This window comes from Bacillaceae bacterium S4-13-56, from assembly GCA_040191315.1.
In the GTDB taxonomy this organism is placed as follows: domain Bacteria; phylum Bacillota; class Bacilli; order Bacillales; family JAWJLM01; genus JAWJLM01.
Window position 1 is genome coordinate 40,000 of the sequence record JAWJLM010000006.1, and the last position, 23,539, is coordinate 63,538.

Sequence of the window (23,539 nt, forward strand, 5' to 3'; positions counted from 1 at the left end):
ACCTTAAATCTTAAGTAAAATGAGAAGAGTAGGTAGGGATAAACTGCCTGTAAATATCCGATTGGTTCAAGGGCCTTTGGGTCGTACCCTTGGGTGCTAACAATCAGTTGGGCCAAGTTTTTCTAATGTGTATAAGTGCAACTAGGAATTAAAATGCCAAGTTTTCCAACGTTGCGAAGGCTCGTAAAGTAATGTTATGATTAAATTTATGCTAGTAGATACTGGGAGAGTGATTGGACGTGAGCAAACGGGATTATTATGAGGTGCTGGGAGTTTCCAAGGATGCCTCAAAAGATGAAATTAAGAAAGCCTACCGAAAACTTGCTCGAAAATACCATCCAGATGTAAATAAGGACCAAGATGCTCCTGAAAAGTTTAAAGAAGCAAAGGAAGCCTATGAGGTTCTAAGTGACGAGCAAAAGAGAACGCAGTATGACCAATTTGGCCATGCGGGACCTCAAAATCAAGGCTTTGGTGGTTTTGGGGGAGCGGAAGATTTCGGTGGTTTTGGAGATATTTTTGATATGTTCTTTGGTGGGGGTGGTCGCCAACGTGACCCAAATGCCCCGAGAAAAGGAGCAGATCTTCAGTATACAATGACATTAAGTTTTGAAGAAGGCATATTCGGAAAAGAGACAGATATCCAAATTCCAAAAGAAGAAACGTGTGAAACATGTGACGGGTCAGGAGCTAAACCTGGGACACATCCAGAAACCTGTTCCCACTGTAATGGTACTGGTCAAATGAATGTAGAACAGAATACTCCATTTGGCAGGATTGTAAATCGAAGAGTTTGTCAACACTGTCAAGGAAAAGGGAAGATTATTAAAGAAAAATGCAGAACATGTGGTGGAGAAAGCAAAGTACAGAAGCAAAAAAAAATTCATATCTCCATTCCAGCTGGTATTGATGAAGGTCAACAAATTCGTGTTTCTGGGCAGGGTGAACCAGGTGTAAATGGTGGTCCATCAGGAGATTTATATGTAGTGATTCATATCCATAATCATGAATTCTTCGAAAGAGAGGGAGACGACATTTACTGTGAAATGCCGCTCACTTTTGTCCAAGCAGCACTAGGAGATGAGGTTGAGGTTCCAACTGTACATGGACGAGTAAAAATTAAAATTCCAGCAGGAACTCAAACAGGTGCTAACTTCCGTCTTCGTGGTAAAGGGGCTCCTAATGTGAGAGGGTACGGACACGGGGATCAACATGTTAAAATCCGAGTTGTTACTCCTAAAAACTTAAATGAACGACAAAAGGAACTTCTTCGTGAATTTAATGATGCTGGGGGAAATGATCCTGCTGATGAGCAACAGGATTCGATTTTCCAAAGAGTAAAACGCGCATTTAAAGGCGAATAAATATCTGGTGAAATGAGATGATCTGACTTGAAATGGTCTGAAATTTGTATTCATACAACCAATGAGGCGGTTGAGCCTGTTTCAAATATCTTACATGAAGCAGGGGCAAGCGGAGTTGTTATTGAGGACCCGCAGGATTTAGTTAAGGAAAGAGAGACTTTCTTTGGTGAGATTTATGAATTAAACCCTGATGATTATCCAGAGGAAGGAGTCTATGTAAAGGCCTACTTACCAGTTAACAGCTTCTTAGGAGAAACTGTCGATCAAATCAAGCTTGCAACCCAAAATCTTGTGAAATATGACATTGACATTGGGAAAAATGCAGTAACGATTAGTGAGGTAAATGAAGAAGAGTGGGCAACTGCCTGGAAGAAATACTACAAACCTGTGAAAATTTCAGAAAAGATTACAATTATTCCAACATGGGAAGAATATGCTCCCGTTTCAAGTGATGAGATCATCATTGAACTGGATCCAGGAATGGCTTTCGGAACGGGTACCCACCCAACCACTGTATTAAGTATTCAGGCACTTGAACGCTTAGTGAAGAATGGGGACAAAGTAATTGATGTCGGCTCAGGATCAGGCGTTCTTTCTATTAGTGCAGCCTTACTGGGAGCGAAGAAGGTATATGCTTATGATTTGGATGAGATTGCTGTAAAATCAACCATTATAAATGCCAAGTTAAATAAGGTAGATGATATTGTTTCCTCTAAACAAAATAACTTGTTAGAAGGAGTTACTGAAACGGCAGATATTATTGTTTCTAATATTCTTGCCGAAATTATCATTCAGTTTGTTGACGAGGCCTTTGAACAAGTAAAACCTGGTGGATATTTTATTACATCTGGAATTATTAAAGGGAAGAAAAACGAAGTAAAAGATAAAATGGAGAAGGCAGGTTTTGAAATTATAGAAATCAATCAAATGGAAGATTGGATTTCTATAATAGGAAAAAAACCTCCTAAAGGATGATTATCATGCAACGATATTTTGTTCCTTCCAAACAGTGGTCGGATAACCAAGTTTCCATAACAGGAAAAGATGTTCATCACATGAAAAGAGTGATGAGAATGCAAATCTCGGATTATATCATTATATGTAATCAAGAAACTGGTGAAACTGGAAAATATCAAATTGAGCAAATCAGTGAGGATGAAGTTTTGGCAACCCGGGTTGAAAAGATTGAAGAACAAACGGAAGTGCCTGTTCGTGTAACCATTGCTCAAGCGCTTCCTAAAGGCGATAAGTTAGACCTTATTCTCCAAAAGGGAACAGAATTAGGTGCAAGTGAGTTCTTGGTTTTTGAAAGCAAACGCTCCGTTGTAAAATGGGATCAAAAGAAAGCGGTAAAGAAAAAAGAACGTCTTGATAAAATTGTAAAGGAAGCGAGTGAACAATCTCACCGGACGGTAATTCCAGCAATTTCTATAACAACTTGGAATGATATTATATCAAGTGCTACAAATTATGATACGTGTTTATTCGCATATGAGGAAGAAGTACGTATAGAACATCAACCCTTATTAAAGAACAAGATAGAACAGATGGCTGTGGGGCAAAAAGTTATACTCCTGATAGGGCCAGAGGGTGGAATCAACCAAGAGGAAGCATTACAACTACGAGAAAATGGTTTTACATCCATTCGATTAGGACCAAGAATATTAAGGACTGAAACAGCAGCACTTTACTTTTTGGCTGCATTGTCCTATCATTTTGAAGAGTAAGAAGGGGTGATTATTATGCCATCTGTAGCTTTTCATACACTAGGCTGTAAAGTAAATCATTATGAAACGGAAGCAATTTGGCAATTATTTAAAGATCAAGGTTACGAAAGAGTTGATTTTGAAAGACAATCTGATGTGTATGTCATTAATACTTGTACTGTAACTAATACAGGTGATAAAAAGAGTAGACAAGTTATTCGTCGAGCTATTCGCCGCAATCCGGATGCTGTTATTTGTGTTACCGGCTGTTATGCCCAAACCTCACCAGCGGAAATCATGAATATTCCAGGTGTTGATATAGTGGTTGGAACGCAGGATCGTGTAAAAATGTTAGATTATATCGAGCAATATAAAACAGAGCGCCAGCCTATTAATGGTGTTACGAACATTATGAAAACACGTGTTTTTGAAGAAATGGATGTGCCTAGTTTCACAGACCGAACACGTGCTTCATTAAAGATTCAGGAAGGTTGCAATAATTTCTGCACCTTCTGTATTATTCCTTGGGCGCGAGGATTACTTCGTTCAAGAGACCCTGAAGGGGTTGTTAAACAGGCCCAGCAATTAGTTGATGCAGGATATAAAGAAATAGTTCTCACAGGAATTCATACAGGTGGCTATGGTGAGGATCTAAAGGATTATAATCTTGCAAAACTTCTTCGTGATTTGGATAAAAAAGTTGTTGGACTAAAACGCATTCGTATCTCGTCTATTGAAGCGAGCCAGATTACCGATGAAGTAATTGAAGTTCTTGATCAATCAGATAAGGTAGTTCGTCACTTGCATATTCCTCTTCAGTCAGGATCAAGTACGGTCCTTCAAAGAATGAGAAGGAAATATTCTCCTGAGTTTTATAAGGAAAGAATTGAAAAGCTAAAGATAGCTTTACCAGGATTAGCCATTACGTCTGATGTTATTGTTGGATTTCCAGGTGAAACAGCCGAAGAATTCCAGGAAACTTTTGATTTTATAAAAGAAGTTGGATATTCTGAATTACATGTTTTTCCTTATTCTCAGCGCACAGGGACTCCTGCAGCAAGAATGGAAAATCAAGTGGATGATGAGATAAAAAACGAACGTGTCCACCGATTATTAACTTTAAATGATCAATTGGCAAAGGAATATGCTTCACACTATGAAGGTGAAGTACTAGAAGTTATTCCTGAAGAGAAATCTAAAGAACAACCAAACAAAAAACTTCTAGTAGGCTATACTGATAACTATTTAAAGGTTGTTTTTGAAGGTACAGAAGATTTAATTGGGGAAATTGTAAGAGTAAAAATTAACAAAGCAGGCTATCCTTATAATGAAGGAGAGTTTGTAAGAGTCCTAACAGAACAGCATATGGTAAAAACTTCATAAAAGAAAACCCCTTTTTCAGTAGAAAAAGGGGTTTTCTTTTAGCTCGTTATATAATAATAAGATAGAGATTTATATAAAAGAATGTTAGGATAAGAAGAGGTACGTACAACTAATAAGAAAAGGAAGGGCTGTTATCATGGAACAACAAATTGCGAATAAAATCGATCACACCCTATTAAAACCCGATACGACAAAAGAGCAAATTAAAAGACTTTGTGAAGAAGCGGAAGAATATAAATTTGCTTCTGTATGTGTAAACCCATATTGGGTATCATACTGTTATGATTTGCTAAAGAAAACCGATGTAAAAGTTTGTACAGTTATAGGTTTTCCATTAGGAGCCACTACCAAAGAAGTAAAAGCATTCGAAACAAAAAATGCTATTGAAAATGGTGCGAAGGAAGTCGATATGGTCATCAACATTGGAGCCTTAAAAGATGGTAATGAAGAAGTGGTGAAGGCTGATATTCAAGCTGTAGTTGAGGTAGCCAAAGGAAAAGCTTTAACTAAAGTGATTATTGAAACTTCTTTATTAACAGAAGAAGAAAAAGTAAGGGCTTGTCAGATTGCGAAAGAAGCAGGATCAGATTATGTAAAAACATCTACAGGATTTTCTGGTGGAGGAGCAACTGTTGGAGATATTAAACTAATGAGAGAGACAGTTGGACCAGATCTAGGTGTTAAGGCCTCTGGTGGTGTACGTGACCGCGAAACCACCTTAGCCATGATCGAAGCTGGTGCAACTAGAATTGGAGCTAGTGCTGGTGTATCTATTGTTAAAGGTGAACAAGGAACTAGTGACTATTAAAAAAAGCTTGTAGATCTTTTTAAGGTCTACAAGCTTTTTATAGTATCAGAATTTATCCCGCATGAACGGGCAGCTAAGCATGAAGGAAGCTTCACCAACAAGGATGGAAAATTATTATTTTATTTTCATGGGAGTAATATCCCCACTTCAAGTCTTAAGAAATATGAGGAAGGTAGGTAGGGGGTAAACTGTCCATAAATGGCCGATTGGTTCAAGGACCTTTCGATCATCCCCTTGGGTACTAACAATCAGTGGGGGACGGCCACTGATTAAAGTTTCACTTTATGTTCATGTTGACTCATCTCGAATCAATAAGTCAACATCGATTCACTTTGTTCATCGTGTTTCCTTTGGGCCTACAGGACAGGAAAGCTACAATGAACTACTTCGCACGAAAAAAAGCTTGCTTTTTCGAGGATGTAGGTTACCACACGATGTGACGGTTTTAGCCGACGAACCTTAATCTAAGGTGAGGTCCACCGCCTTACGTCGATGGTCGATAGCTCTTGCTCTTTTCTTATTATATTATGAATTATTATATAAGTGTTCGTGACGCAAATAAAACTCCTTATTTAGTATCTGCACCGCCATGTACATTTTTAATAAAATTCGTGAATGGACGAACAAAAGGAAGAAACAGTAAGGATGTAACGACATTGAATAGAACTGATGAATGAGCGAGTTGGACTGAAGGACTAGTAACTAAGTTCTCCATGAGGCCTGAGATTGGACCGAGAAATGGGAATACGGCTATCACACTAATTACGTTTAGCCATATATGTGCATAAGCTACTAGCTTTGCTTCTCTAGTTCCACTTAAAGAAGCAAGCCAGGCTGTGAAACACGTGCCTATATTTGCTCCAAGCAGAATAGCAAAGGCCGTTTGAAAGTCTATGAGCTCTTGGTTTAAGATCCCCATTAAAATCCCCGTAGTAGCACTAGAAGACTGTATGATGGCTGTGAAAATCGCGCCTATCACTGTTGCACCAAGGGCGCTCTCTTTTAACCATAACAATCCTCCTTTAATGCCTTCATGTTCTAATAAAGGGGCAGCAAAGGATTCAAATCCTTGCATTGCAACGAATATAGATCCAATTCCCAAAAGAGTTGCTCCAAAGCCAAACCACTTTTGATGAGGAATAAATAGTAAAATAAAACCGAAAATTACAAAAGGGATGGGATGGACTAAATTTGCTAAAGTCATTATTTCTCCAGTAATTGTTGTTCCGATATTCACTCCTAAAACAATACCGACAGCTTGTTCAAATTTGAGAACTCCAATGGTAATAAATCCAATGGTTAATACCATAGTTAAGGAACTGCTTTGAAGAATCGCGGTTGCAATAGCACCAAAAATCATACCTTTTACTGGATTGTTAACCATTTTCGTTATCCATTTCTGGATAGATTGATAGGAAAATTGATACAAACCGGTTTGGAGAACGATCATCCCATAAATAAAAATAGCAATATATACAAAAAAATGAATCAATAAATTACTCAATTCGCTCACCTCATCACCATTGTATGGACTAGGTGGACAAACATGATAAAAAGTTAAAGAACTAGTAAAATTATGCAAGAAGTTTTGAAAAAAAGTTGACCCAGCTCCAAGGTTATATTATAATTGGCAAAGGTTAGTGTCATAGAGAACACAACCGTACGAATTTGTCTTTATTGTTTTGGAGGGAGGGAAATTGCATGTCAAACACAACTCGCGTTCGTAAAAACGAGTCTCTTGAAGATGCTCTTCGTCGCTTCAAACGTTCAGTTTCAAAAAGCGGTACGCTTTCTGAATATCGCAAGCGTGAATTTTATGAAAAGCCTAGCGTAAAGCGTAAGAAAAAATCCGAGGCTGCTAGAAAGCGTAAATTCTAATTGCAAGTGTTCAAGAGGTGTATATAATGACGCTATTAGATCAACTGAACCAAGATATGAAGCTGGCAATGAAAGCAAGAGACAAGCAACGTTTAACGGTAATCCGTGGTGTCAAAGCTTCCATGCAAAATGATGCCATTAAGCTTGGAAAAGATTTTTTAAACGAAGAGGAAGAATTGACGGTTTTAACTCGTGAGTTAAAACAACGGACTGATTCCCTCCAAGAATTTAAAGCAGCAAATCGTCAAGATCTTGTTGATAAAATTGAAGCAGAAATCCAAGTTTTAGAAGAATATATGCCTGAACAGCTGACAGAAGAAGAAATTGAAGAAATTGTAAAAGAGACCATTCAAGAAGTAGGTGCTTCTTCCAAACAGGATATGGGCAAGGTAATGGGAAAGCTCATGCCAAAAGTTAAGGGGAAAGCCGATGGCTCTTATGTAAATCAGATGGTACAAAAATATTTGAATTAAAAGCCGCCAATTGGCGGCTTTTTTTACAAGATAAGAAATCATTATGGCTCGCTTCGCGGAGCCACCATCTACCATGAAAATGGATTCCTAACCTTTGGGAATACCTTTAATAACAATATGACCAGGTCGAAATATACATTGGTGGATCCTGAAAAAGGATACCCTGCATAAGAAACGGGTTGTGACGGTATAGAAGTACCATCTATTGTGACTAGATCACGTAAACAAAAGTTTTACAGGGTCTGTTTTCATACAAAAGTATAAAATTTGTCTAGCTCCAGCGAAAAAGCATCATCGAGTAATCTTCTAAGTTTTTGTCCCAAGTAATGGCACAAAGGAAAGCTACATAGAGGAGCTACTTCGCAGAAACAAGTGCTTTTCTTGTTTCGAAGGGCGCTTGCACTTTTCTTATAGATGAATGAAGATCTTTTAATAGAAAATAGTATAACTATAAATAAAGATGTAAAATAAAATTGAAACTTTCTTTATTATTTTACGTACATAAAATAGAATCTCTTCGTATAAAGGAGGTGCTCTTCGTGAGGAGATCTTTCTTTTCTGTTTTTATTCTTGTTTTACTTGGGATGGGAGTATTTCCTTTTTTCAATGTTGGAACAGAAGCAAAAGGAGAAGGACAAACAGTCTATGTTATACCAGTAGAAGACGATGTCGAAAGAGGGCTACTAGCCTTTTTGGAAAGGAGTTTTGAAGAAGGAAATGAAAATGGTGCTGATCATTTTATTCTAGAAATAAATACTCCTGGTGGAGCGGTCGACGCGGCTAAAAATATTGGTACTTTGTTACAGAACCAAGATGTACCCGTTACTTCTTTCGTCATTAATGAGGCCCTTTCAGCAGGGTCTTATATTGCTCTTAACACGGACCATATTTATATGACTCCTCAGGGGCAAATGGGAGCCTCGGGTGTTATTAACTCAGATGGTACTGCCGCAGATTTAAAGGCACAATCTGCATGGATTGCTGCAATGACTGCAGCTGCTGAATCAAAAGGAAGAGATCCAATTTATGCGGAAGCTATGGCAAATAAGGAGATAGACCTTCCAGAGCTAGGTGCACCAAAGGGAGCTTTTTTAACATTAAAACCATCAAATGCAGAAAAAGTTGGCTACTCGAATGGAACGATTCATGATCGGGAGGAGCTATTGGCAGAGCTGGAACTTTCTGATGCTAAAATCGTAGAAATGGAAACAACTTTAGCAGAAGAACTAGCCCGATTAATCACCCACCCTTTTGTAGTTCCGATATTGTTGTCAATAGCCAGTTTAGGTTTTATAGTGGAACTGTATTCACCTGGTTTTGGGATTCCAGGTACCATGGGATTAGTATCTTTATTGCTTTTTTTCTATGGTCATCTCGTAGCTGGTTTAGCAGGATTTGAAACTATTCTTTTATTAGTTTTAGGTATCATTCTTGTTGTTGCTGAATTTTTTGTTCCAGGTGGTGTATTAGGGATTATAGGAATGATTTCAATTATTGGATCCATGTTTATGGCAGGAGCAGATGTTGGGAATATGGCCTTCAGTATAGGAATTGCTATTATCATTTCTATCATTGCTTCCGTTGTTTTATTTAAGAGGATGGGATTTGAAAAGGGATTTTTCCGTCATATCATCTTAAGGGATGCAACAACAACTGAGGGCGGTTATGTCTCTTCCAAAAATAGAATTGAATTGATTGGACTAGAAGGAAAGGCTATTACTACATTAAGGCCATCGGGTACTGGTGAATTCGATGGGGAAAGAATTGATGTAGTAACTGAAGGTGGTTATATCGCGTCTGGAATTCGAATAAAGATTGTGAAAACGGAAGGTTCTCGAGTAGTGGTACGCGAAATAATAGAACATAAAGAGAATGAAGGAGGAAGTTTGAAATGAGTATTGCTGACTTAATGCCCCTTATCGTTATAGGGATTGTCATTATTGCTGTAGCTATTTTATTTACTTTTGTTCCAGTTGCACTATGGATTAGTGCCCTAGCAGCGGGGGTAAAAGTAAGTATTTTTACTTTAATTGGAATGCGTCTTCGTCGAGTTATTCCAAATCGCGTGATTAATCCTTTAATTAAGGCCCATAAAGCAGGAGTAGGGGTAAATACAAACCAGTTGGAAAGTCACTATCTTGCAGGTGGTAATGTTGATAGAGTAGTAAATGCATTAATTGCAGCTCAAAGAGCTAATATTGAACTTGGTTTCGAACGCTGTGCTGCTATTGACTTAGCTGGACGAGACGTATTAGAAGCCGTTCAAATGAGTGTTAATCCAAAGGTTATTGAGACTCCATTTATTTCTGGGGTTGCTATGAATGGTATTGAAGTTAAGGCGAAAGCGCGTATTACCGTTCGTGCTAATATTGACCGCCTTGTTGGTGGTGCAGGAGAAGAAACAGTTATTGCCCGTGTTGGTGAAGGTATTGTAAGTACAATTGGTAGTTCTGTAGACCATAGCAAAGTTTTAGAGAATCCTGATCTTATCTCTAAAAATGTATTAACCAAAGGTCTTGACGCAGGAACTGCTTTTGAAATCCTGTCCATCGATATTGCTGATATTGATATCGGTAAAAACATCGGCGCTATCCTTCAAATGGACCAATCTGAAGCAGACAAAAACATCGCACAAGCTAAGGCGGAAGAACGTCGTGCAATGGCCGTTGCCCAAGAACAAGAAATGCGCGCTCGCGTTCAAGAGATGCAAGCGAAAGTGGTGGAAGCAGAAGCTGAAGTACCACTTGCCATGGCAGAAGCTTTACGTAGTGGAAATTTAGGAGTTATGGATTATCAAAACTTACGAAATATCATGGCTGATACGGATATGAGAGATATGATCGGGAAGCTTTCTAATAAGGAAAATAAGGAAGAATAAGCTTCTTAGAAAAGGAGGCTTTGAGTAATGGAAGAGTTTATCCAATTTATATTTAACAATATTTTTCTTATTGTTATTGTTTTAGGAGCAATTCTTACGAGGCTTGGGAAACGGGATAAAAAAGAAACTAGCCAGTCGCAAAGACCTAATCGTCCTATCCAAAAAACAGGTCCAAGCCCAACACAACGTCCGACTGTAGCACAACAACAATCTAAGATGAAAAACGAAAGACCTGTTTCCAATTCATCTACGGATTTAGATTCAGAAAAACAAAGGATTCAGGAACAAAAAGGAAGGCTGGAGCATGCAAATTCCATTGCAGCCTCAAAAAAATCCGAAGAACGAAATGGAATTCAGCCAGTTACTATAAAGGAATTAAGAAATAAAAAGGAAATCACCATTTCTGTTAATGAACAATTAAACCCTAAAGGCTTAGTGGAAGGTATTATAATGGCAGAAGTCATCGGAGCTCCTCGCTCAATGAAGCCTCACCTAACAAGAAGAAATAAAAAATAGCAGTCTAAAGCGCGAAATGTAGTGATACATTTCGCGCTTTTTTCATACATTTGTATAGGAGAAGGAGCTGATAGGATGAATAATTGGCAGCAGAAAATAGGAAAATGGGCAGCAGACCATCTTGAACTACCATCTGACGTTTTATTAGAGCTACCTAGAATAACTATAATCGGCCAACTTCATGTTTACATAGAAAATCACAAAGGATTGCTCATTTTTTCAGATCAAGAGCTTCGATTAAAGTTAAAAGTCGGTCAGCTTCAAGTAAAAGGAAAGGACTTTGTAATCAAGGCTATGCTTCCAGAAGAAATAGTATTAGAGGGAACGATAAAGTCTTTGAAATTTTTAAAGGATTAACAAAAGAAACAAAGTGGGAGGATACAATGAAAAACTATACAATTGCGAAATGGTTAGGCGTTCTCACTATTCATATAACTGGAGATTTCCCAGAATTCATTTTAAATCGTATGGCTCAGTCCGGAATACAAATTTGGTCAATAAAAAGAATTTCACGAAATGGATTTGAAGCTAAAATTTTTTTGAAGGATTTTAACTCTGTTCGCCAACTTCGAAAAGGGACAGGTATTAAAATTCGGATTAGAAACAGATTTGGTTTTCCATTTATTTGGAAAAGATTTATTCAAATGAAGGGTCTAATGATTGGATTATTTTCTGGTCTTCTAACGATTTTTTTATTATCCAATATTGTCTGGGGAGTCTCTATTTCAGGAGTGTCACCAGAAATAGAATATAAAATTGAAAAATCTTTAGATAAACTAGGTGTGGAACAAGGAGCTTGGAAGGGAAGTCTTAAACCTCCACAAGAGCTTCAAAATGAAATTCTTCATGATATCCCTGAGCTTCTTTGGGTTGGTATAAAAATTAAAGGGACAACCTATCAGGTGCAAGGTGTAGAAAAAACAATTGTAGAAGAAGAAGAAGAAAAAGGTCCCCGCCATTTAGTTGCAAAGAAAAAAGGAGAAATTATAGATTATTTTATATCGAAAGGAAATCCAGTTATAAATGTACACCAGATTGTGGAAAAAGGAGACTTGCTGGTAGATGGGTATTTAGAAGAGGAGCACGAGACACCACCTGTAGCAGCTACTGGGACGGTTACTGCGAAAACATGGTATCTAAGTCAAGTGGAAACCCCGCTTCAAGTAAAGCAAGAAGTGGTTACTGGTAACCATTATAAGAAATATTCTTTGGGAATAGGGGGTTGGAATGTTCCTGTATGGGGATTTGAGGATTCTGAATATAACAATACTCATGTGGAAAACTATGTACATGAATTTTATTTTCTTCATTGGAAATTACCAGTTACATGGAACGAAACAATTTTTTTAGAAAAGGAAGCAAAAGAAATTAAAAGAAGTATTAAGGATGCAGTCATGGTTGGATTAGAAGATGCAAGAAACCAATTGTTAAGTGAATTGGAAAGCGATGCGGAAATAAGGAATGAAAAAATTTTGCGCCGGTCAACAAATAATGGTAAAGTGAAAATGACAATTGAGTTTACTGTATATGAAGATATTGCAAAACCTCAACCAATTACCCAAGGAGATTAGCAAATGCCAGAAGATTTACAAACCGTAGAAATTCAAGTTAAATCTCCCAATGAAGGTTTAGCTTTATTTGGGACAGAGGATCGACACCTAAAACAAATTGAATCACAAATGAATGTTGCAATAGTCACAAGAGGAGAGCAGATTCTTGTCTCGGGAGATTCGGAAAAGGTTTCTCTTGTGGAGGGAATCCTTCTTGCTTTACTTGATATTATACGCAGGGGATTAAATATTACAGAGAGAGACGTAATCTATGCTATAGAACTTGCGAGTAAAGGCAAGCTTGAGCAATTTGAAACGTTGTTTGAAGATGAAATTACTAAAAACGCTAAAGGAAAATCAATAAGAGTTAAAACGTTAGGTCAACGGAAATATGTTCAGGCGATGAAATCCCATGATCTAGTATTTGGTATTGGACCTGCTGGAACAGGGAAAACATATTTAGCTGTAGTTATGGCGGTAAACGCTTTAAAATCAGGACAAGCTAAACGAATTATTTTAACGAGACCAGCAGTGGAAGCGGGGGAGAGTTTAGGTTTTTTGCCTGGAGACTTAAAGGAAAAGGTAGATCCTTATCTTCGTCCATTATATGACGCCTTACATGATTTATTGGGGAATGAATACACAACCCGTTTAATTGACAGGGGCACCATTGAGATTGCTCCTCTTGCTTATATGCGTGGAAGAACCTTAGATGATGCCTATGTTATTTTAGACGAAGCACAAAATACGACACCTGAACAAATGAAGATGTTCTTGACACGATTAGGTTTTGGGTCGAAAATGGTTATAACAGGGGATATTACACAAATCGATTTACCCAAAGGGACATATTCTGGATTACGTGTGGCGAAAGAAAAATTAAGTAACATTGATGGTATTGCATTCTGTCCATTAGAACAATCAGATGTTGTTCGCCACCCTCTCGTACAAAAAGTAATCCAGGCTTATGAAAAAAATAATGACGAATCGAAATAAGCCCTTTTTGGGCTTATTTCTGTATCCAAAGGGTTGAGGTGAAGTCATGGGGAAGTCTTCTTTTCAGCAATGGGTCAAGTTTAATAAGAAAAGGTTGCTAGACATTGAGTGGATTCTTCCAGTTGTTTTATTAGGATTGATTTTTTTCTTTTTTACCCTTTCAAATGTTTATACACAAATTTATGACATTGAAAAATTTTCTAATGCTGATGAAACAATCGTTTCTCCGATCACGATTGAAAACAAGAAAGAGACGGATAGGAAGATAAGAAAAGCTCTTCACGAAGTAGAAGACCGCTATACAATTTCGTCGGAGGTAACGAGTGAACGGACAAAGTTAGTTCAAGACCTCTTTGATGCAATTGAGAATGTGAACCAAACAGATACATGGATACAACCTGGTGAGGCAGAGGCTTCTACCACTTCTGTTACCATCGACGATCGTTTAGATAAGTTGTATCAGCTTGTTACTGGAGACGTGATCGACTCTCTAGATTCATCTACACTTAGACATTTGATATCAGCAAATGAACAGGATCGTAAAGTGGGAAGTGAGTTGCTGCTCACTAGTTTGTATAATGAATTTAATCAGGGGATTCGTTCAGATACTCTAGAACAGTCAAAATCAAATATAAAAAGTAAGCTTATGTATTCTAGTCTATCAACAAACTATAAATCAGCCTTAACAGAGGTTGGACGAGCTGCCTTAATTGAGAATTCGTTTTATGATCCAGACAAAACAGCTGAGGCAAGAACTCGTGCTCAAAATAACGTACAGCCAGAAATCATTCGTGCAGGAGATGTTATTGTCCTAAAAGGACAGGAAATCTCTAATGAGATTTATGACAAACTGGATCTTGTTGGATTATTAACAGAGAAAAGAAATACTTATCCTATTATAGGATTAGCCATTTTAATTGGTATACTCTTATTAGGTGTCGGTCATGAGTTAAAGGATTTATACACAAATAGTAATTTTGGTTTTAAAAAAAGTGCTACTATTGTTTTGGTGTCAATCATGATATTGACCATTATGAAGTTGCTTGCTCAATTTCAGGACTTTTCATTTCCTATTTATTACGTTGTTCCAGCAGCCAGCGCGGCATTCTTACTTAAAATTCTCGTTAATGAACGAATAGCATTATTGTTTGCTGTTGTTTATTCGATTTTAGGAAGCCTCTTATTTAATAACTTTATTTCTGGAAATTTAAATATGGAAGCCACTCTTTATTTATTTTTTACACAGCTTGCAGGAATTGTATTTTTGAAAAATCTTAGGGATCGATTGTCTATTATTAAAGCAGGGATTGGATTATCACTTGTAAATATGGGTAGTACCTTAATTTTCTTCTTTTTTACAATAGAAGGCTATCAGTGGTTAGATTTAATTTTACATCTGGGAATGGGTTTTCTTTCTGCGTTTCTTTCAGTAATCTTAACACTTGGAGTCCTTCCGGTATTAGAAATGTCATTTGGCATGCTGACAGATACAAGATTGATCACTCTTTCTAATCCAAATCACCCTTTATTACGAAAAATACTAACGGAAACACCAGGAACATACCATCATAGCGTTATGGTTGCTAATTTAAGTGAAAGCGCCTGTGAAGCAATTGGAGCAAATGGATTATTAGCTAGAGTAGGTTCATACTACCATGATCTAGGGAAAACGGTGCAACCGATGTATTTTATTGAAAATCAAATGGGCATACAAAATCCACATGATTATCTTGACCCAGAAGAAAGCGCTCAGATTATAATTTCTCATCCATATTTAGGGGCAGACCTATTAAGAAAAAACAAAATTCCAAAGGAGATTGTTGATATAGCAGAGCAGCATCATGGCACAACTTTACTTAAATATTTTTATTACAAGGAAAAAGAAAAAAAGGGTAAAGTAAAAGAAAGCGACTTTCGTTATCCGGGGCCAAAACCAAGATCAAAAGAAGCTGCCATTGTCTGCATTTGTGATTCTGTAGAGGCTGCTGTGCGATCCATGAAAGAACCTTCTATGGAAAAGATAGAGTCCTTAGTTGAATCCATTATTCAGGATCGTTTAGAAGACGGCCAATTTGATGAGACATCTTTAACCATCAGTGATTTAAGAAAAATAAAAGTCGCCATTTGCGAAACGTTAAAAGGTATTTTTCATTCGCGGATTCAATACCCAAAGGCAAATCCAGTGAAGGAGGCTAACTAGCATGAACATAGAATTTCAAGATCAAACCAACCAAGTGGATTCTAAACATCTAGATCTGGTCGAAAATTTATTAAATTTTGCTGCAGAAAAAGAAGATATTGGAGAAGAGGCTGAAGTTTCCATTACCTTTGTAACCGATCAAAAGATTCAAGAGATGAATAAAGAATATCGACAAAAAGATCAGCCTACAGATGTCATTTCCTTTGCTATGCAAGAGATGGGTGAAGATGAATTAGAGATTAAGGGAGAGAATTTGCCAGTTATGTTGGGAGATATTATCATATCTGTTGATAGAACTCGCGAACAGGCAGATACCTATGAACATTCTTTCGAACGTGAATTGGGTTTTCTTGCCCTACATGGTTTCCTCCATTTACTAGGATATGATCATATGACGGATGAAGATGAAAAAAAGATGTTTGGTAGACAAGAGGAATTGTTATATGACTTCGGGCTTGAAAGAAAATAAAAAACGAAAGATTGTCGGATTCTCTTTTGCATTTAAAGGATTATTACAAATGGTCCTACATGAAAGAAATTTTCAAATTCATATAGTGATTATGTTTTTGGTGGTTTTTGCTGGATTTTACTTTTCTATATCAAAGCTGGAATGGATTTCTTTGATCTTAACTATTATAGTTGTGCTTGGCTTTGAAATGATAAATGGTGCCATTGAAAGGGCAATGGATTATGTTGCTCCAGAATGGCATGAACAAGTTGGGCGGGTTAAAGACATCTCTGCAGGAGCTGTTCTTGTTTCGGCCATCGGCTCTGTCGTTATAGGTATTCTTATATTTGGATCGTATATTTGGTAAGAATAAAGAGATTTAGAAAAAGAGTATAATTGGAGGATTAAAATGACTGAACCCACATTTCGTTCAGGATTTATTGCTATAGTTGGTCGCCCGAATGTTGGAAAATCCACATTTATGAATCGGGTGGTTGGCCAGAAAATAGCTATCATGAGTGACAAACCACAAACTACTCGAAATAAAATACAAGGTGTTCTTACTGAACAGGATGCACAGTTTGTATTTATGGATACACCAGGTATTCATAAACCGAAACATAAACTCGGTGATTTTATGGTAAAGGTCGCTGAGAATTCCTTAAATGAAGTCGATGTTATATTGTTTATGGTTAATGTGAAAGAAGGCTATGGACGTGGAGATGAATACATTATAGAAAAACTCAAGAATGTATCTAGTCCAGTTGTCCTTGTTCTTAATAAAATTGATCAAATTCATCCAGACGAACTATTACCATTGATTGATCGGTATCAAAAAGAATTAAATTTTGCCGATATTGTTCCTATCTCAGCTTTAGAAGGAAATAATGTTGAAAATCTCTTGGGAGTTGTGAAAAGCTATTTACCCGAAGGACCAAAATATTATCCTGATGATCAAGTAACTGATCATCCTGAACGTTTTATTATAGCAGAATTAATTAGGGAAAAAGTTCTACACTTAACTCGTGAAGAAATTCCACATTCTATAGCAGTAGTTATCGATCAAATATCGTCCAGACCTGATGGACGAACAATTGATGTACAAGCGACAATCATCGTAGAGAGGTCCTCACAAAAAGGAATTGTCATTGGAAAGCAAGGAAAGATGCTTAAAGAAATTGGTACGAGGGCTAGACAAGATATTGAACAATTATTAGGGAATCATGTCTTTTTAGAACTGTGGGTAAAAGTTCAAAAGGACTGGAGAAATCGTATGAATCAGCTTCAGGAACTAGGATTTCGCGAAGATGAATATTAATGGTAAATATTTTAACACATGAGGAAGGCTGTTCAAGACAAACTATCATCATAGAGGGGTAATTAGTTATAAAGAAAGGTGTGGTTTCTTGTGATTGATCTATCTTGGAATGTATTTGTCAAAACAGGAAACATCGAATCCTATCTACTCATGAAAGAGTTAGAACGCCTCGATGAATATGATGATGAAGATGTTTTAACAACTGAAGATGAACCCAATTAGGGAAAAATAAAATAAGCTAGGTGAATAACTTGCTTGAAAAGGTAGAGGGAGTTGTCTTAAGAACACGAGATTACGGGGAAACAAATAAGATTGTAACACTTTTTACAAAGGAGTTTGGAAAAATTGGTTTAATGGCCAGAGGAGCAAGGAAGCCGAAGAGTCGTATGGCCTCTGTCACTCAACCGTTTGTTATTGGCCAATATCTTATACAGAGAAGCCAGCAGTTAGGGACCATGCAACAAGGTGAGATCATAGAAAGCCTTCGAAAACTTAGGGAAGATATTGAAAAAACGGCTTATGCAGCTTATTTAGCGGAATTGCTTGATAAGCTTATAGAAGAACATCGTCCAAACCCCTTCTTATTTCAAGAGTTTGTCTCGTCCCTAAATAGAATTGGAGAAGGGGACCAACCTAATATTATCCGTATTTTTTTTGAGTTGAAGCTCTACTCCATTGCAGGTTTTGCTCCTGAGGTTAGTCATTGTGTATCGTGTGGAACAAAGGAAAACTTACATGCTTTTTCTATCCAAGAGGGTGGCTTACTTTGTACGCGGTGTTGCTCCCAGGATGAACACTCCTTTCCTTTAATCCCATCTCTCATTCGCATATTACAAATGGGAGTATCAGTAGGCATCGATCGAGTTGGACAAATAAATGTTAAACCAGAGAATCAAAAATTACTTATACATTTGATGGATGAATATTATGACCGGTACGGAGGTTATGCATTAAAATCTAAAAAATTCCTTCAACAAATGGAGAAATGGAGCCTTCATTCCACCGATTAGTTGACAAATGATAGAGAAAACAGTATGATTCATAGTACAAAAAATTAGTCTGATGCGTTGAAGAAGAGGAGTAATCTTGATCAAGCCAATTAGCGAGTCTAGGGTAGTGAAAGCTAGACTGGTTTCCAAGATGAATGGCACTTCTGAGCATGTTAATAAAGTGGCTTTCTTTTTAGGAAGCAAATAGGGTGGAACCGCGGGTAAACTCTCGTCCCTATGCCAGTAAAAGGCATAGGGACGAGAGTTTTTTTATAGTATCAGAATTTATAACTTTAGTCGGTTGCTAGAACATGATAAAAATCAGGCTATCTCTATTAGGACTTAACGATAAGCTAAGTTTTTCTAAGTTTGCTACATAACGATAAGGAGGAAAGTAACATGAATGTTCAAGAGATGATTTTAACCCTTCAAAAATATTGGTCTGATCAAAACTGTATTCTTGTTCAAGCATATGATGTTGAAAAAGGAGCAGGTACTATGTCTCCCATGACATTACTTAGAAGTCTGGGACCAGAACCGTGGAATGTGGCATATGTAGAGCCATCCAGACGCCCAGCAGACGGACGGTATGGAGAAAATCCAAATCGTTTATATCAACATCATCAATTTCAAGTCATTATGAAACCTTCTCCAGATAACATTCAAGATTTGTATTTAGATTCACTTAAAGCTTTGGGTATTAACCCACTTCAACATGATATCCGTTTTGTTGAGGATAACTGGGAAAATCCAACCCTAGGTGCTGCCGGGCTTGGTTGGGAAGTTTGGTTAGATGGAATGGAAATCACTCAATTTACTTATTTTCAACAAATTGGAGGCTTAGAAGCAAATCCTGTATCAGTTGAAATAACATACGGAATGGAAAGATTAGCTTCCTATATCCAAGACAAAGAAAATGTTTTTGATCTCGAATGGACAAAGGGATTTACAGTAAGAGATATATTTTTACAACCTGAGTATGAGCACTCCAAATACACTTTTGAAGAGTCCAATACAGATATGCTTTTTGAACTATTTACGATCTATGAACAAGAGGCGAAAAGAATCATGGAAAAGGGATTGGTTTTTCCAGCTTATGATTATGTATTAAAATGCTCCCATACCTTTAATTTGTTAGATGCTAAAGGAGTTATATCAGTCACTGAAAGAACGGGTTATATTGGTAGAGTTCGAAACCTGGCTAGAGAAATAGCGAAGGCCTATGTGAATGAGAGAGAAAAATTAGGGTTCCCTATGCTTCATAAAGAGGGGGGTAAGCTGAATGGAAACGCGTGATTTTATTTTAGAAATTGGACTAGAGGAAATGCCTGCTCGCTATATAGATGATGCATTACATCAGTTGCAATCTAAGATAGAGAATTGGTTAAATGAAAAGAATTTATCTTTTTCACATAGTGAAGTCTTTTCAACTCCAAGAAGACTTGCTGTATCTATCCATGCTTTAGCAGAAGAACAGGAAGACCAGGAGGAGGAAGCACGTGGTCCTTCAAAAAAAATCGCACAAGACGGGGAAGGGAATTGGACCAAAGCAGCTATTGGATTTGCACGAGGACAAGGGGGTCAAGTAGAGGATTTGACGATCAAGGAGCATAATGGTACGGAGTATGTCTTCCTAACAAAATTCATCAAAGGGAAACGTACGATTGAATTGTTACCAGAGCTAAAAGATATTATTGAAAATCTCTCTTTTCCTAAAAATATGAAGTGGGGAACCAAGAAATTAAGGTATATTCGACCGATTCGTTGGATTGTTTCTTTATTTGGAGAAGAACTTGTCACCATTCAAGCTGGTGGGGTTAAAAGTGGAAGACAAACTTATGGACACAGGTTCCTTGGAGAAGATGTTTCACTTTCTAACGCAACTGAGTATGTTGCTGCTTTAGAATCTCAATTCGTAATAGTAGATAGTTCAAAAAGAAAAGGAATGATCCTAGAGGGTATTGCTAAATTGGAGAAAGACCAAGGATGGAAAATTCCTGTGGATCAAGAATTACTTCAGGAGGTTCTTCATTTAGTAGAGTATCCGACTGTGTTTTATGGATCATTTCTGCCAGAGTATTTGGAATTACCAGAAGAGGTTCTTATCACATCTATGAAGGAACACCAACGTTATTTTCCAGTAAAGGATCAAGAAAATAAGCTATTACCTTATTTCGTTGCTGTGCGAAATGGAAATGAGCAATATATTGAAGTGGTATCAAAAGGAAATGAAAAAGTACTAAAGGCTCGCCTTGCAGATGCCCGATTCTTTTTTGAGGAAGATCAAAAAGCCAGTATTGAGGGAAATTTAGAAAAATTAGATCGAATGGTATTTCATGAGGAATTGGGATCTATTGGTGAAAAAGTAAAAAGAGTATCAAACCTAACAGAAAAACTGGCACAAGTGTTGGGAGCTTCTCAAAAGGAAACTCAGAATGCTATTCGAATAGCAAGCATTAGCAAATTTGATTTGGTAACCCACATGGTCGATGAATTCCCAGAACTTCAAGGGGTAATGGGAGAAAAATATGCTAAGCTATTTGGTGAAAACGAAATCGTCGCAAAAGGAATACGGGAACATTATTACCCTCGTTTTTCAGGAGATGTAATACCTGAAACCTTAGAAGGCAGTATTGTCAGTATTACAGACAAACTTGATACCATAGTTGGTTGCTTTGGAATAGGTATCATTCCATCTGGCTCACAAGACCCTTATGCCCTACGCCGTCAAGGAGCAGGAATTCTTCAAATTTTGTTGAGGAAGAAGTGGAAGATCCATGTGGAAGAATTACTTAAAATAAGTCTTGATCGATTGGAAGAATCTAAATTATTAAAAAGATCAAGACAAGAAATTGAAAAAGACCTCCATGAGTTTTTCCAATTGCGATGTGAATTCTTATTAAAGGAACATCAAGTTGATTATGATGTGACAAACGCCGTAACTTACAAAGAAATCGGGAATATTGCTTTCTTAGTGGATAAGGGAACACTCCTATCATCGAAAAGAATCGAGGAGGAATTTAAACTTTCTCAGGAGGCTTTTGGTCGTGTGCTGAATTTGGCTTCTAAAGCTGAAAGTAACCTGGTAGAACCAGAATTATTTGAAAACGAAACAGAAAAAGAATTGTATGACATACTCCAAAAGGTCACTCCAGTGTATAGAGAACATATGGAATCACATCGAGCATCGGATGCTTTAAAAGAACTGGAGCAATTGACAAAACCTATTCATTCGTTTTTTGATAAAACGATGGTCATGGTAGAGGATGAGTCTGTTAAAAAGAACCGTTTGGCTCTCCTCAATCAAATTGCTCAATTAATTTTTGCTTTTGGAGACTTAAATGAAATTCAATGGAAGCAAAAACAAATGGGCTGATTAAACGTTTTGAATAACTAAAATAAGAATTTAAAAAGGAACAATAAAGTGAAACTCAAATCAGTGGGGAAAGCCACTATTGAAGTTTCACTTTATACTTTTTCATACTCGTGGAACACGATGCTTTTCATCGTTCAGGAAGAAAGTTATAATAAATGTTAAATAGTATGACACATTGGTAAGGTGGTGAAATAATGGATTTATCCAAAAGACAACTGAAAATTATTGAAATTGTCAAAGAAAAAGGACCAATTACCGGAGAACAGATCGCTGATAACTTGAACTTAACACGTGCCACCCTTCGTCCAGACTTAGCCATATTAACAATGGCTGGATTTTTAGATGCAAGACCACGAGTTGGATACTTTTTTACGGGTAAAACCGGGACCGAGTTATTAACTGAGCGTCTAAAAAAATATAAAGTGCATGAGTATCAATCTATCCCTGTAGTAGTGCATGAGAATGTAAGTGTTTACGATGCCATTTGTTCTATGTTTTTAGAAGATGTGGGAACATTATTTGTAGTAGATGAAAATAACTGTTTAGTAGGAGTATTATCAAGAAAAGATCTTTTAAGAGCAAGTATCGGTAATCAAGATCTACAAAAGTTACCAGTACATATCATTATGACAAGAATGCCGAATATAACTTGGTGTTATCGGGAAGATTTACTCCTTGATGCCGCCCAAAAGTTAATAGATAAACAAATAGATGGGTTACCGGTAGTAAAAAAGGAAGAAAAGGGCCTTATTGTAGTAGGAAGGCTTACAAAGACGAATATTACCAAAGCTTTAGTTGAACTAGCGAGAGACGAGCGATTGGCTTAAGTTTAAGGGAGGGAAACGTCGTGAAACCAGTTGTATATATTGTGTCCGATTCAGTGGGTGAAACTGCTGAGTTAGTAGTTAAGGCGGCATTAAGCCAATTCAATAGTGGCCAATATCCAGTACAGAGAATACCTTATGTGGAGAATACAGAAAATATTTCCGAAGCATTGGAACGCGCAAAGAGTGATGGGAGCATGATTGCATTCACTTTAGTAAAAAGAGAGTTGCGCAACTTTCTGTTGGCTGAAGCAAAAAAAATGGGAGTCGTAGTTTTCGATATTATAGGACCCATGATCGATGAGATGGAGCGACAATTTGAAAAAACTCCTCGTCTTGAGCCGGGGTTAGTTCATAAATTAGATGAGGATTATTTTAAACGAGTGGAAGCCATTGAATTTGCAGTCAAATATGATGATGGAAGGGACCCTAGAGGAATTCTTCGTTCTGATATAAACCTAATTGGTGTGTCGAGAACTTCTAAAACTCCCCTATCTCAATATTTAGCACATAAAAGGTTAAAGGTGGCCAATGTTCCAATTGTCCCCGAAGTGGAACCACCTGAAGAGTTATTTAAAGTAGATCCTAAAAAGTGTATTGGATTGAGAATAACTCCAGAGATACTTAACAATATAAGAAAGGAAAGATTGATTGCACTTGGCCTTGATGACCATGCAAGTTACGCCAATTTAGATCGAATAAAAAAAGAACTAGATCATTTTGACAAAATAGTAGAGAAAATCAACTGCAAAGTCATTGATGTATCCAATAAGGCCGTCGAGGAAACTGCAAATATAATCTTACAATTAATAAAGAGATAAAAGCTTGCTAT

General features: G+C 37.2%; 24 protein-coding genes and 1 other annotated feature. Of the genes, 23 read left to right on the forward strand and 1 reads right to left on the reverse strand.

From position 1 onward, the window contains the following. Window positions 1-239: 239 nt before the first annotated feature. From dnaJ to deoC, 5 genes are all read left to right on the forward strand, one after another. Window positions 240-1,364, forward strand: a complete 1,125-nt coding sequence (gene dnaJ, locus RZN25_03310; protein MEQ6375856.1) for a molecular chaperone DnaJ — start codon at window positions 240-242, stop codon at window positions 1,362-1,364. A gap of 27 nt (window positions 1,365-1,391) precedes the next feature. Further along, window positions 1,392-2,339, forward strand: coding sequence for a 50S ribosomal protein L11 methyltransferase (gene prmA / locus RZN25_03315; protein MEQ6375857.1), 948 nt, complete (start codon window positions 1,392-1,394; stop codon window positions 2,337-2,339). Between the two features lie 5 nt (window positions 2,340-2,344). Next, entirely contained in the window at window positions 2,345-3,091 is a 747-nt protein-coding gene (locus tag RZN25_03320) for a 16S rRNA (uracil(1498)-N(3))-methyltransferase (protein ID MEQ6375858.1), read from the forward strand. Between the two features lie 15 nt (window positions 3,092-3,106). Beyond that, a complete protein-coding gene (gene mtaB, locus RZN25_03325; GenBank protein ID MEQ6375859.1) occupies window positions 3,107-4,453 on the forward strand; it encodes a tRNA (N(6)-L-threonylcarbamoyladenosine(37)-C(2))-methylthiotransferase MtaB in 1,347 nt (448 codons plus the stop codon). A gap of 136 nt (window positions 4,454-4,589) precedes the next feature. After that, the gene (gene deoC / locus RZN25_03330; GenBank protein MEQ6375860.1) at window positions 4,590-5,261 is read left to right on the forward strand and encodes a deoxyribose-phosphate aldolase; all 672 of its coding nucleotides are present in this window, start codon (window positions 4,590-4,592) and stop codon (window positions 5,259-5,261) included. 568 nt (window positions 5,262-5,829) lie between these two features. Here deoC and RZN25_03335 read toward each other — a convergent pair. Further along, complete coding sequence (locus RZN25_03335; GenBank protein ID MEQ6375861.1) at window positions 5,830-6,765, reverse strand: Na/Pi symporter; 936 nt, start codon at window positions 6,763-6,765, stop codon at window positions 5,830-5,832. 197 nt (window positions 6,766-6,962) lie between these two features. On the opposite strand from RZN25_03335, the gene rpsU reads away from it, so the two are divergent. From rpsU to RZN25_03425, 18 genes are all read left to right on the forward strand, one after another. Next, window positions 6,963-7,139: a 30S ribosomal protein S21 gene (rpsU, locus tag RZN25_03340; protein ID MEQ6375862.1), complete on the forward strand. Its 177-nt coding sequence runs from the start codon at window positions 6,963-6,965 to the stop codon at window positions 7,137-7,139. Window positions 7,140-7,165: 26 nt separating this feature from the next. Then, entirely contained in the window at window positions 7,166-7,612 is a 447-nt protein-coding gene (locus RZN25_03345; GenBank protein MEQ6375863.1) for a GatB/YqeY domain-containing protein, read from the forward strand. Window positions 7,613-8,196: 584 nt separating this feature from the next. Continuing rightward, on the forward strand, window positions 8,197-9,507 hold the full coding sequence (locus RZN25_03350; protein MEQ6375864.1) for an NfeD family protein: 1,311 nt from the start codon (window positions 8,197-8,199) through the stop codon (window positions 9,505-9,507). After that, window positions 9,504-10,490: a flotillin-like protein FloA gene (gene floA / locus RZN25_03355; protein ID MEQ6375865.1), complete on the forward strand. Its 987-nt coding sequence runs from the start codon at window positions 9,504-9,506 to the stop codon at window positions 10,488-10,490. Before RZN25_03350 ends, floA begins: the two co-directional genes overlap by 4 nt. 27 nt (window positions 10,491-10,517) lie before the next feature. Next, window positions 10,518-11,006: a hypothetical protein gene (locus tag RZN25_03360; GenBank protein MEQ6375866.1), complete on the forward strand. Its 489-nt coding sequence runs from the start codon at window positions 10,518-10,520 to the stop codon at window positions 11,004-11,006. 75 nt (window positions 11,007-11,081) lie between these two features. Further along, complete coding sequence (yqfC, locus tag RZN25_03365; protein MEQ6375867.1) at window positions 11,082-11,363, forward strand: sporulation protein YqfC; 282 nt, start codon at window positions 11,082-11,084, stop codon at window positions 11,361-11,363. A 26-nt stretch (window positions 11,364-11,389) separates the two neighbouring features. Continuing rightward, window positions 11,390-12,577 (forward strand): sporulation protein YqfD, encoded by a 1,188-nt coding sequence (yqfD, locus tag RZN25_03370; GenBank protein ID MEQ6375868.1) that lies wholly within the window; start codon window positions 11,390-11,392, stop codon window positions 12,575-12,577. Window positions 12,578-12,580: 3 nt separating this feature from the next. Continuing rightward, the gene (locus tag RZN25_03375; protein MEQ6375869.1) at window positions 12,581-13,552 is read left to right on the forward strand and encodes a PhoH family protein; all 972 of its coding nucleotides are present in this window, start codon (window positions 12,581-12,583) and stop codon (window positions 13,550-13,552) included. 46 nt (window positions 13,553-13,598) lie between these two features. Next, complete coding sequence (locus tag RZN25_03380) at window positions 13,599-15,752, forward strand: HDIG domain-containing protein (GenBank protein MEQ6375870.1); 2,154 nt, start codon at window positions 13,599-13,601, stop codon at window positions 15,750-15,752. A 1-nt stretch (window position 15,753) separates the two neighbouring features. Beyond that, the gene (gene ybeY / locus RZN25_03385; protein ID MEQ6375871.1) at window positions 15,754-16,221 is read left to right on the forward strand and encodes an rRNA maturation RNase YbeY; all 468 of its coding nucleotides are present in this window, start codon (window positions 15,754-15,756) and stop codon (window positions 16,219-16,221) included. Continuing rightward, window positions 16,196-16,567: a diacylglycerol kinase family protein gene (locus RZN25_03390; GenBank protein MEQ6375872.1), complete on the forward strand. Its 372-nt coding sequence runs from the start codon at window positions 16,196-16,198 to the stop codon at window positions 16,565-16,567. The genes ybeY and RZN25_03390 overlap by 26 nt, the downstream gene beginning before the upstream one ends. A 42-nt stretch (window positions 16,568-16,609) precedes the next feature. Further along, the gene (era, locus tag RZN25_03395; GenBank protein MEQ6375873.1) at window positions 16,610-17,518 is read left to right on the forward strand and encodes a GTPase Era; all 909 of its coding nucleotides are present in this window, start codon (window positions 16,610-16,612) and stop codon (window positions 17,516-17,518) included. A 90-nt stretch (window positions 17,519-17,608) separates the two neighbouring features. Then, a complete protein-coding gene (locus tag RZN25_03400) occupies window positions 17,609-17,740 on the forward strand; it encodes a YqzL family protein (GenBank protein ID MEQ6375874.1) in 132 nt (43 codons plus the stop codon). A 29-nt stretch (window positions 17,741-17,769) separates the two neighbouring features. Further along, window positions 17,770-18,528, forward strand: a complete 759-nt coding sequence (gene recO / locus RZN25_03405; protein ID MEQ6375875.1) for a DNA repair protein RecO — start codon at window positions 17,770-17,772, stop codon at window positions 18,526-18,528. Between the two features lie 48 nt (window positions 18,529-18,576). Next, window positions 18,577-18,747: a binding site (T-box leader), on the forward strand. Between the two features lie 159 nt (window positions 18,748-18,906). Next, the gene (gene glyQ, locus RZN25_03410; GenBank protein ID MEQ6375876.1) at window positions 18,907-19,803 is read left to right on the forward strand and encodes a glycine--tRNA ligase subunit alpha; all 897 of its coding nucleotides are present in this window, start codon (window positions 18,907-18,909) and stop codon (window positions 19,801-19,803) included. Next, window positions 19,790-21,883, forward strand: a complete 2,094-nt coding sequence (gene glyS, locus RZN25_03415; GenBank protein MEQ6375877.1) for a glycine--tRNA ligase subunit beta — start codon at window positions 19,790-19,792, stop codon at window positions 21,881-21,883. The genes glyQ and glyS overlap by 14 nt, the downstream gene beginning before the upstream one ends. A gap of 194 nt (window positions 21,884-22,077) precedes the next feature. Next, window positions 22,078-22,710 (forward strand): helix-turn-helix transcriptional regulator, encoded by a 633-nt coding sequence (locus RZN25_03420; protein ID MEQ6375878.1) that lies wholly within the window; start codon window positions 22,078-22,080, stop codon window positions 22,708-22,710. A gap of 20 nt (window positions 22,711-22,730) precedes the next feature. Beyond that, window positions 22,731-23,528, forward strand: coding sequence for a pyruvate, water dikinase regulatory protein (locus RZN25_03425; protein MEQ6375879.1), 798 nt, complete (start codon window positions 22,731-22,733; stop codon window positions 23,526-23,528). The last annotated feature ends 11 nt before the right edge of the window (window positions 23,529-23,539 follow it).

Coding starts and splice junctions, on each gene's coding strand:
- yqfD (MEQ6375868.1), top strand. CDS start 11,390: ATGAAAAACTATACAATTGCGAAATGGTTAGGCGTTCTCACTATTCAT.
- floA (MEQ6375865.1), top strand. CDS start 9,504: ATGAGTATTGCTGACTTAATGCCCCTTATCGTTATAGGGATTGTCATT.
- era (MEQ6375873.1), top strand. CDS start 16,610: ATGACTGAACCCACATTTCGTTCAGGATTTATTGCTATAGTTGGTCGC.
- deoC (MEQ6375860.1), top strand. CDS start 4,590: ATGGAACAACAAATTGCGAATAAAATCGATCACACCCTATTAAAACCC.
- glyS (MEQ6375877.1), top strand. CDS start 19,790: ATGGAAACGCGTGATTTTATTTTAGAAATTGGACTAGAGGAAATGCCT.
- rpsU (MEQ6375862.1), top strand. CDS start 6,963: ATGTCAAACACAACTCGCGTTCGTAAAAACGAGTCTCTTGAAGATGCT.
- mtaB (MEQ6375859.1), top strand. CDS start 3,107: ATGCCATCTGTAGCTTTTCATACACTAGGCTGTAAAGTAAATCATTAT.
- glyQ (MEQ6375876.1), top strand. CDS start 18,907: ATGAATGTTCAAGAGATGATTTTAACCCTTCAAAAATATTGGTCTGAT.
- RZN25_03345 (MEQ6375863.1), top strand. CDS start 7,166: ATGACGCTATTAGATCAACTGAACCAAGATATGAAGCTGGCAATGAAA.
- ybeY (MEQ6375871.1), top strand. CDS start 15,754: ATGAACATAGAATTTCAAGATCAAACCAACCAAGTGGATTCTAAACAT.
- RZN25_03375 (MEQ6375869.1), top strand. CDS start 12,581: ATGCCAGAAGATTTACAAACCGTAGAAATTCAAGTTAAATCTCCCAAT.
- RZN25_03350 (MEQ6375864.1), top strand. CDS start 8,197: ATGGGAGTATTTCCTTTTTTCAATGTTGGAACAGAAGCAAAAGGAGAA.
- yqfC (MEQ6375867.1), top strand. CDS start 11,082: ATGAATAATTGGCAGCAGAAAATAGGAAAATGGGCAGCAGACCATCTT.
- RZN25_03380 (MEQ6375870.1), top strand. CDS start 13,599: ATGGGGAAGTCTTCTTTTCAGCAATGGGTCAAGTTTAATAAGAAAAGG.
- RZN25_03420 (MEQ6375878.1), top strand. CDS start 22,078: ATGGATTTATCCAAAAGACAACTGAAAATTATTGAAATTGTCAAAGAA.
- RZN25_03320 (MEQ6375858.1), top strand. CDS start 2,345: ATGCAACGATATTTTGTTCCTTCCAAACAGTGGTCGGATAACCAAGTT.
- RZN25_03390 (MEQ6375872.1), top strand. CDS start 16,196: ATGACTTCGGGCTTGAAAGAAAATAAAAAACGAAAGATTGTCGGATTC.
- RZN25_03360 (MEQ6375866.1), top strand. CDS start 10,518: ATGGAAGAGTTTATCCAATTTATATTTAACAATATTTTTCTTATTGTT.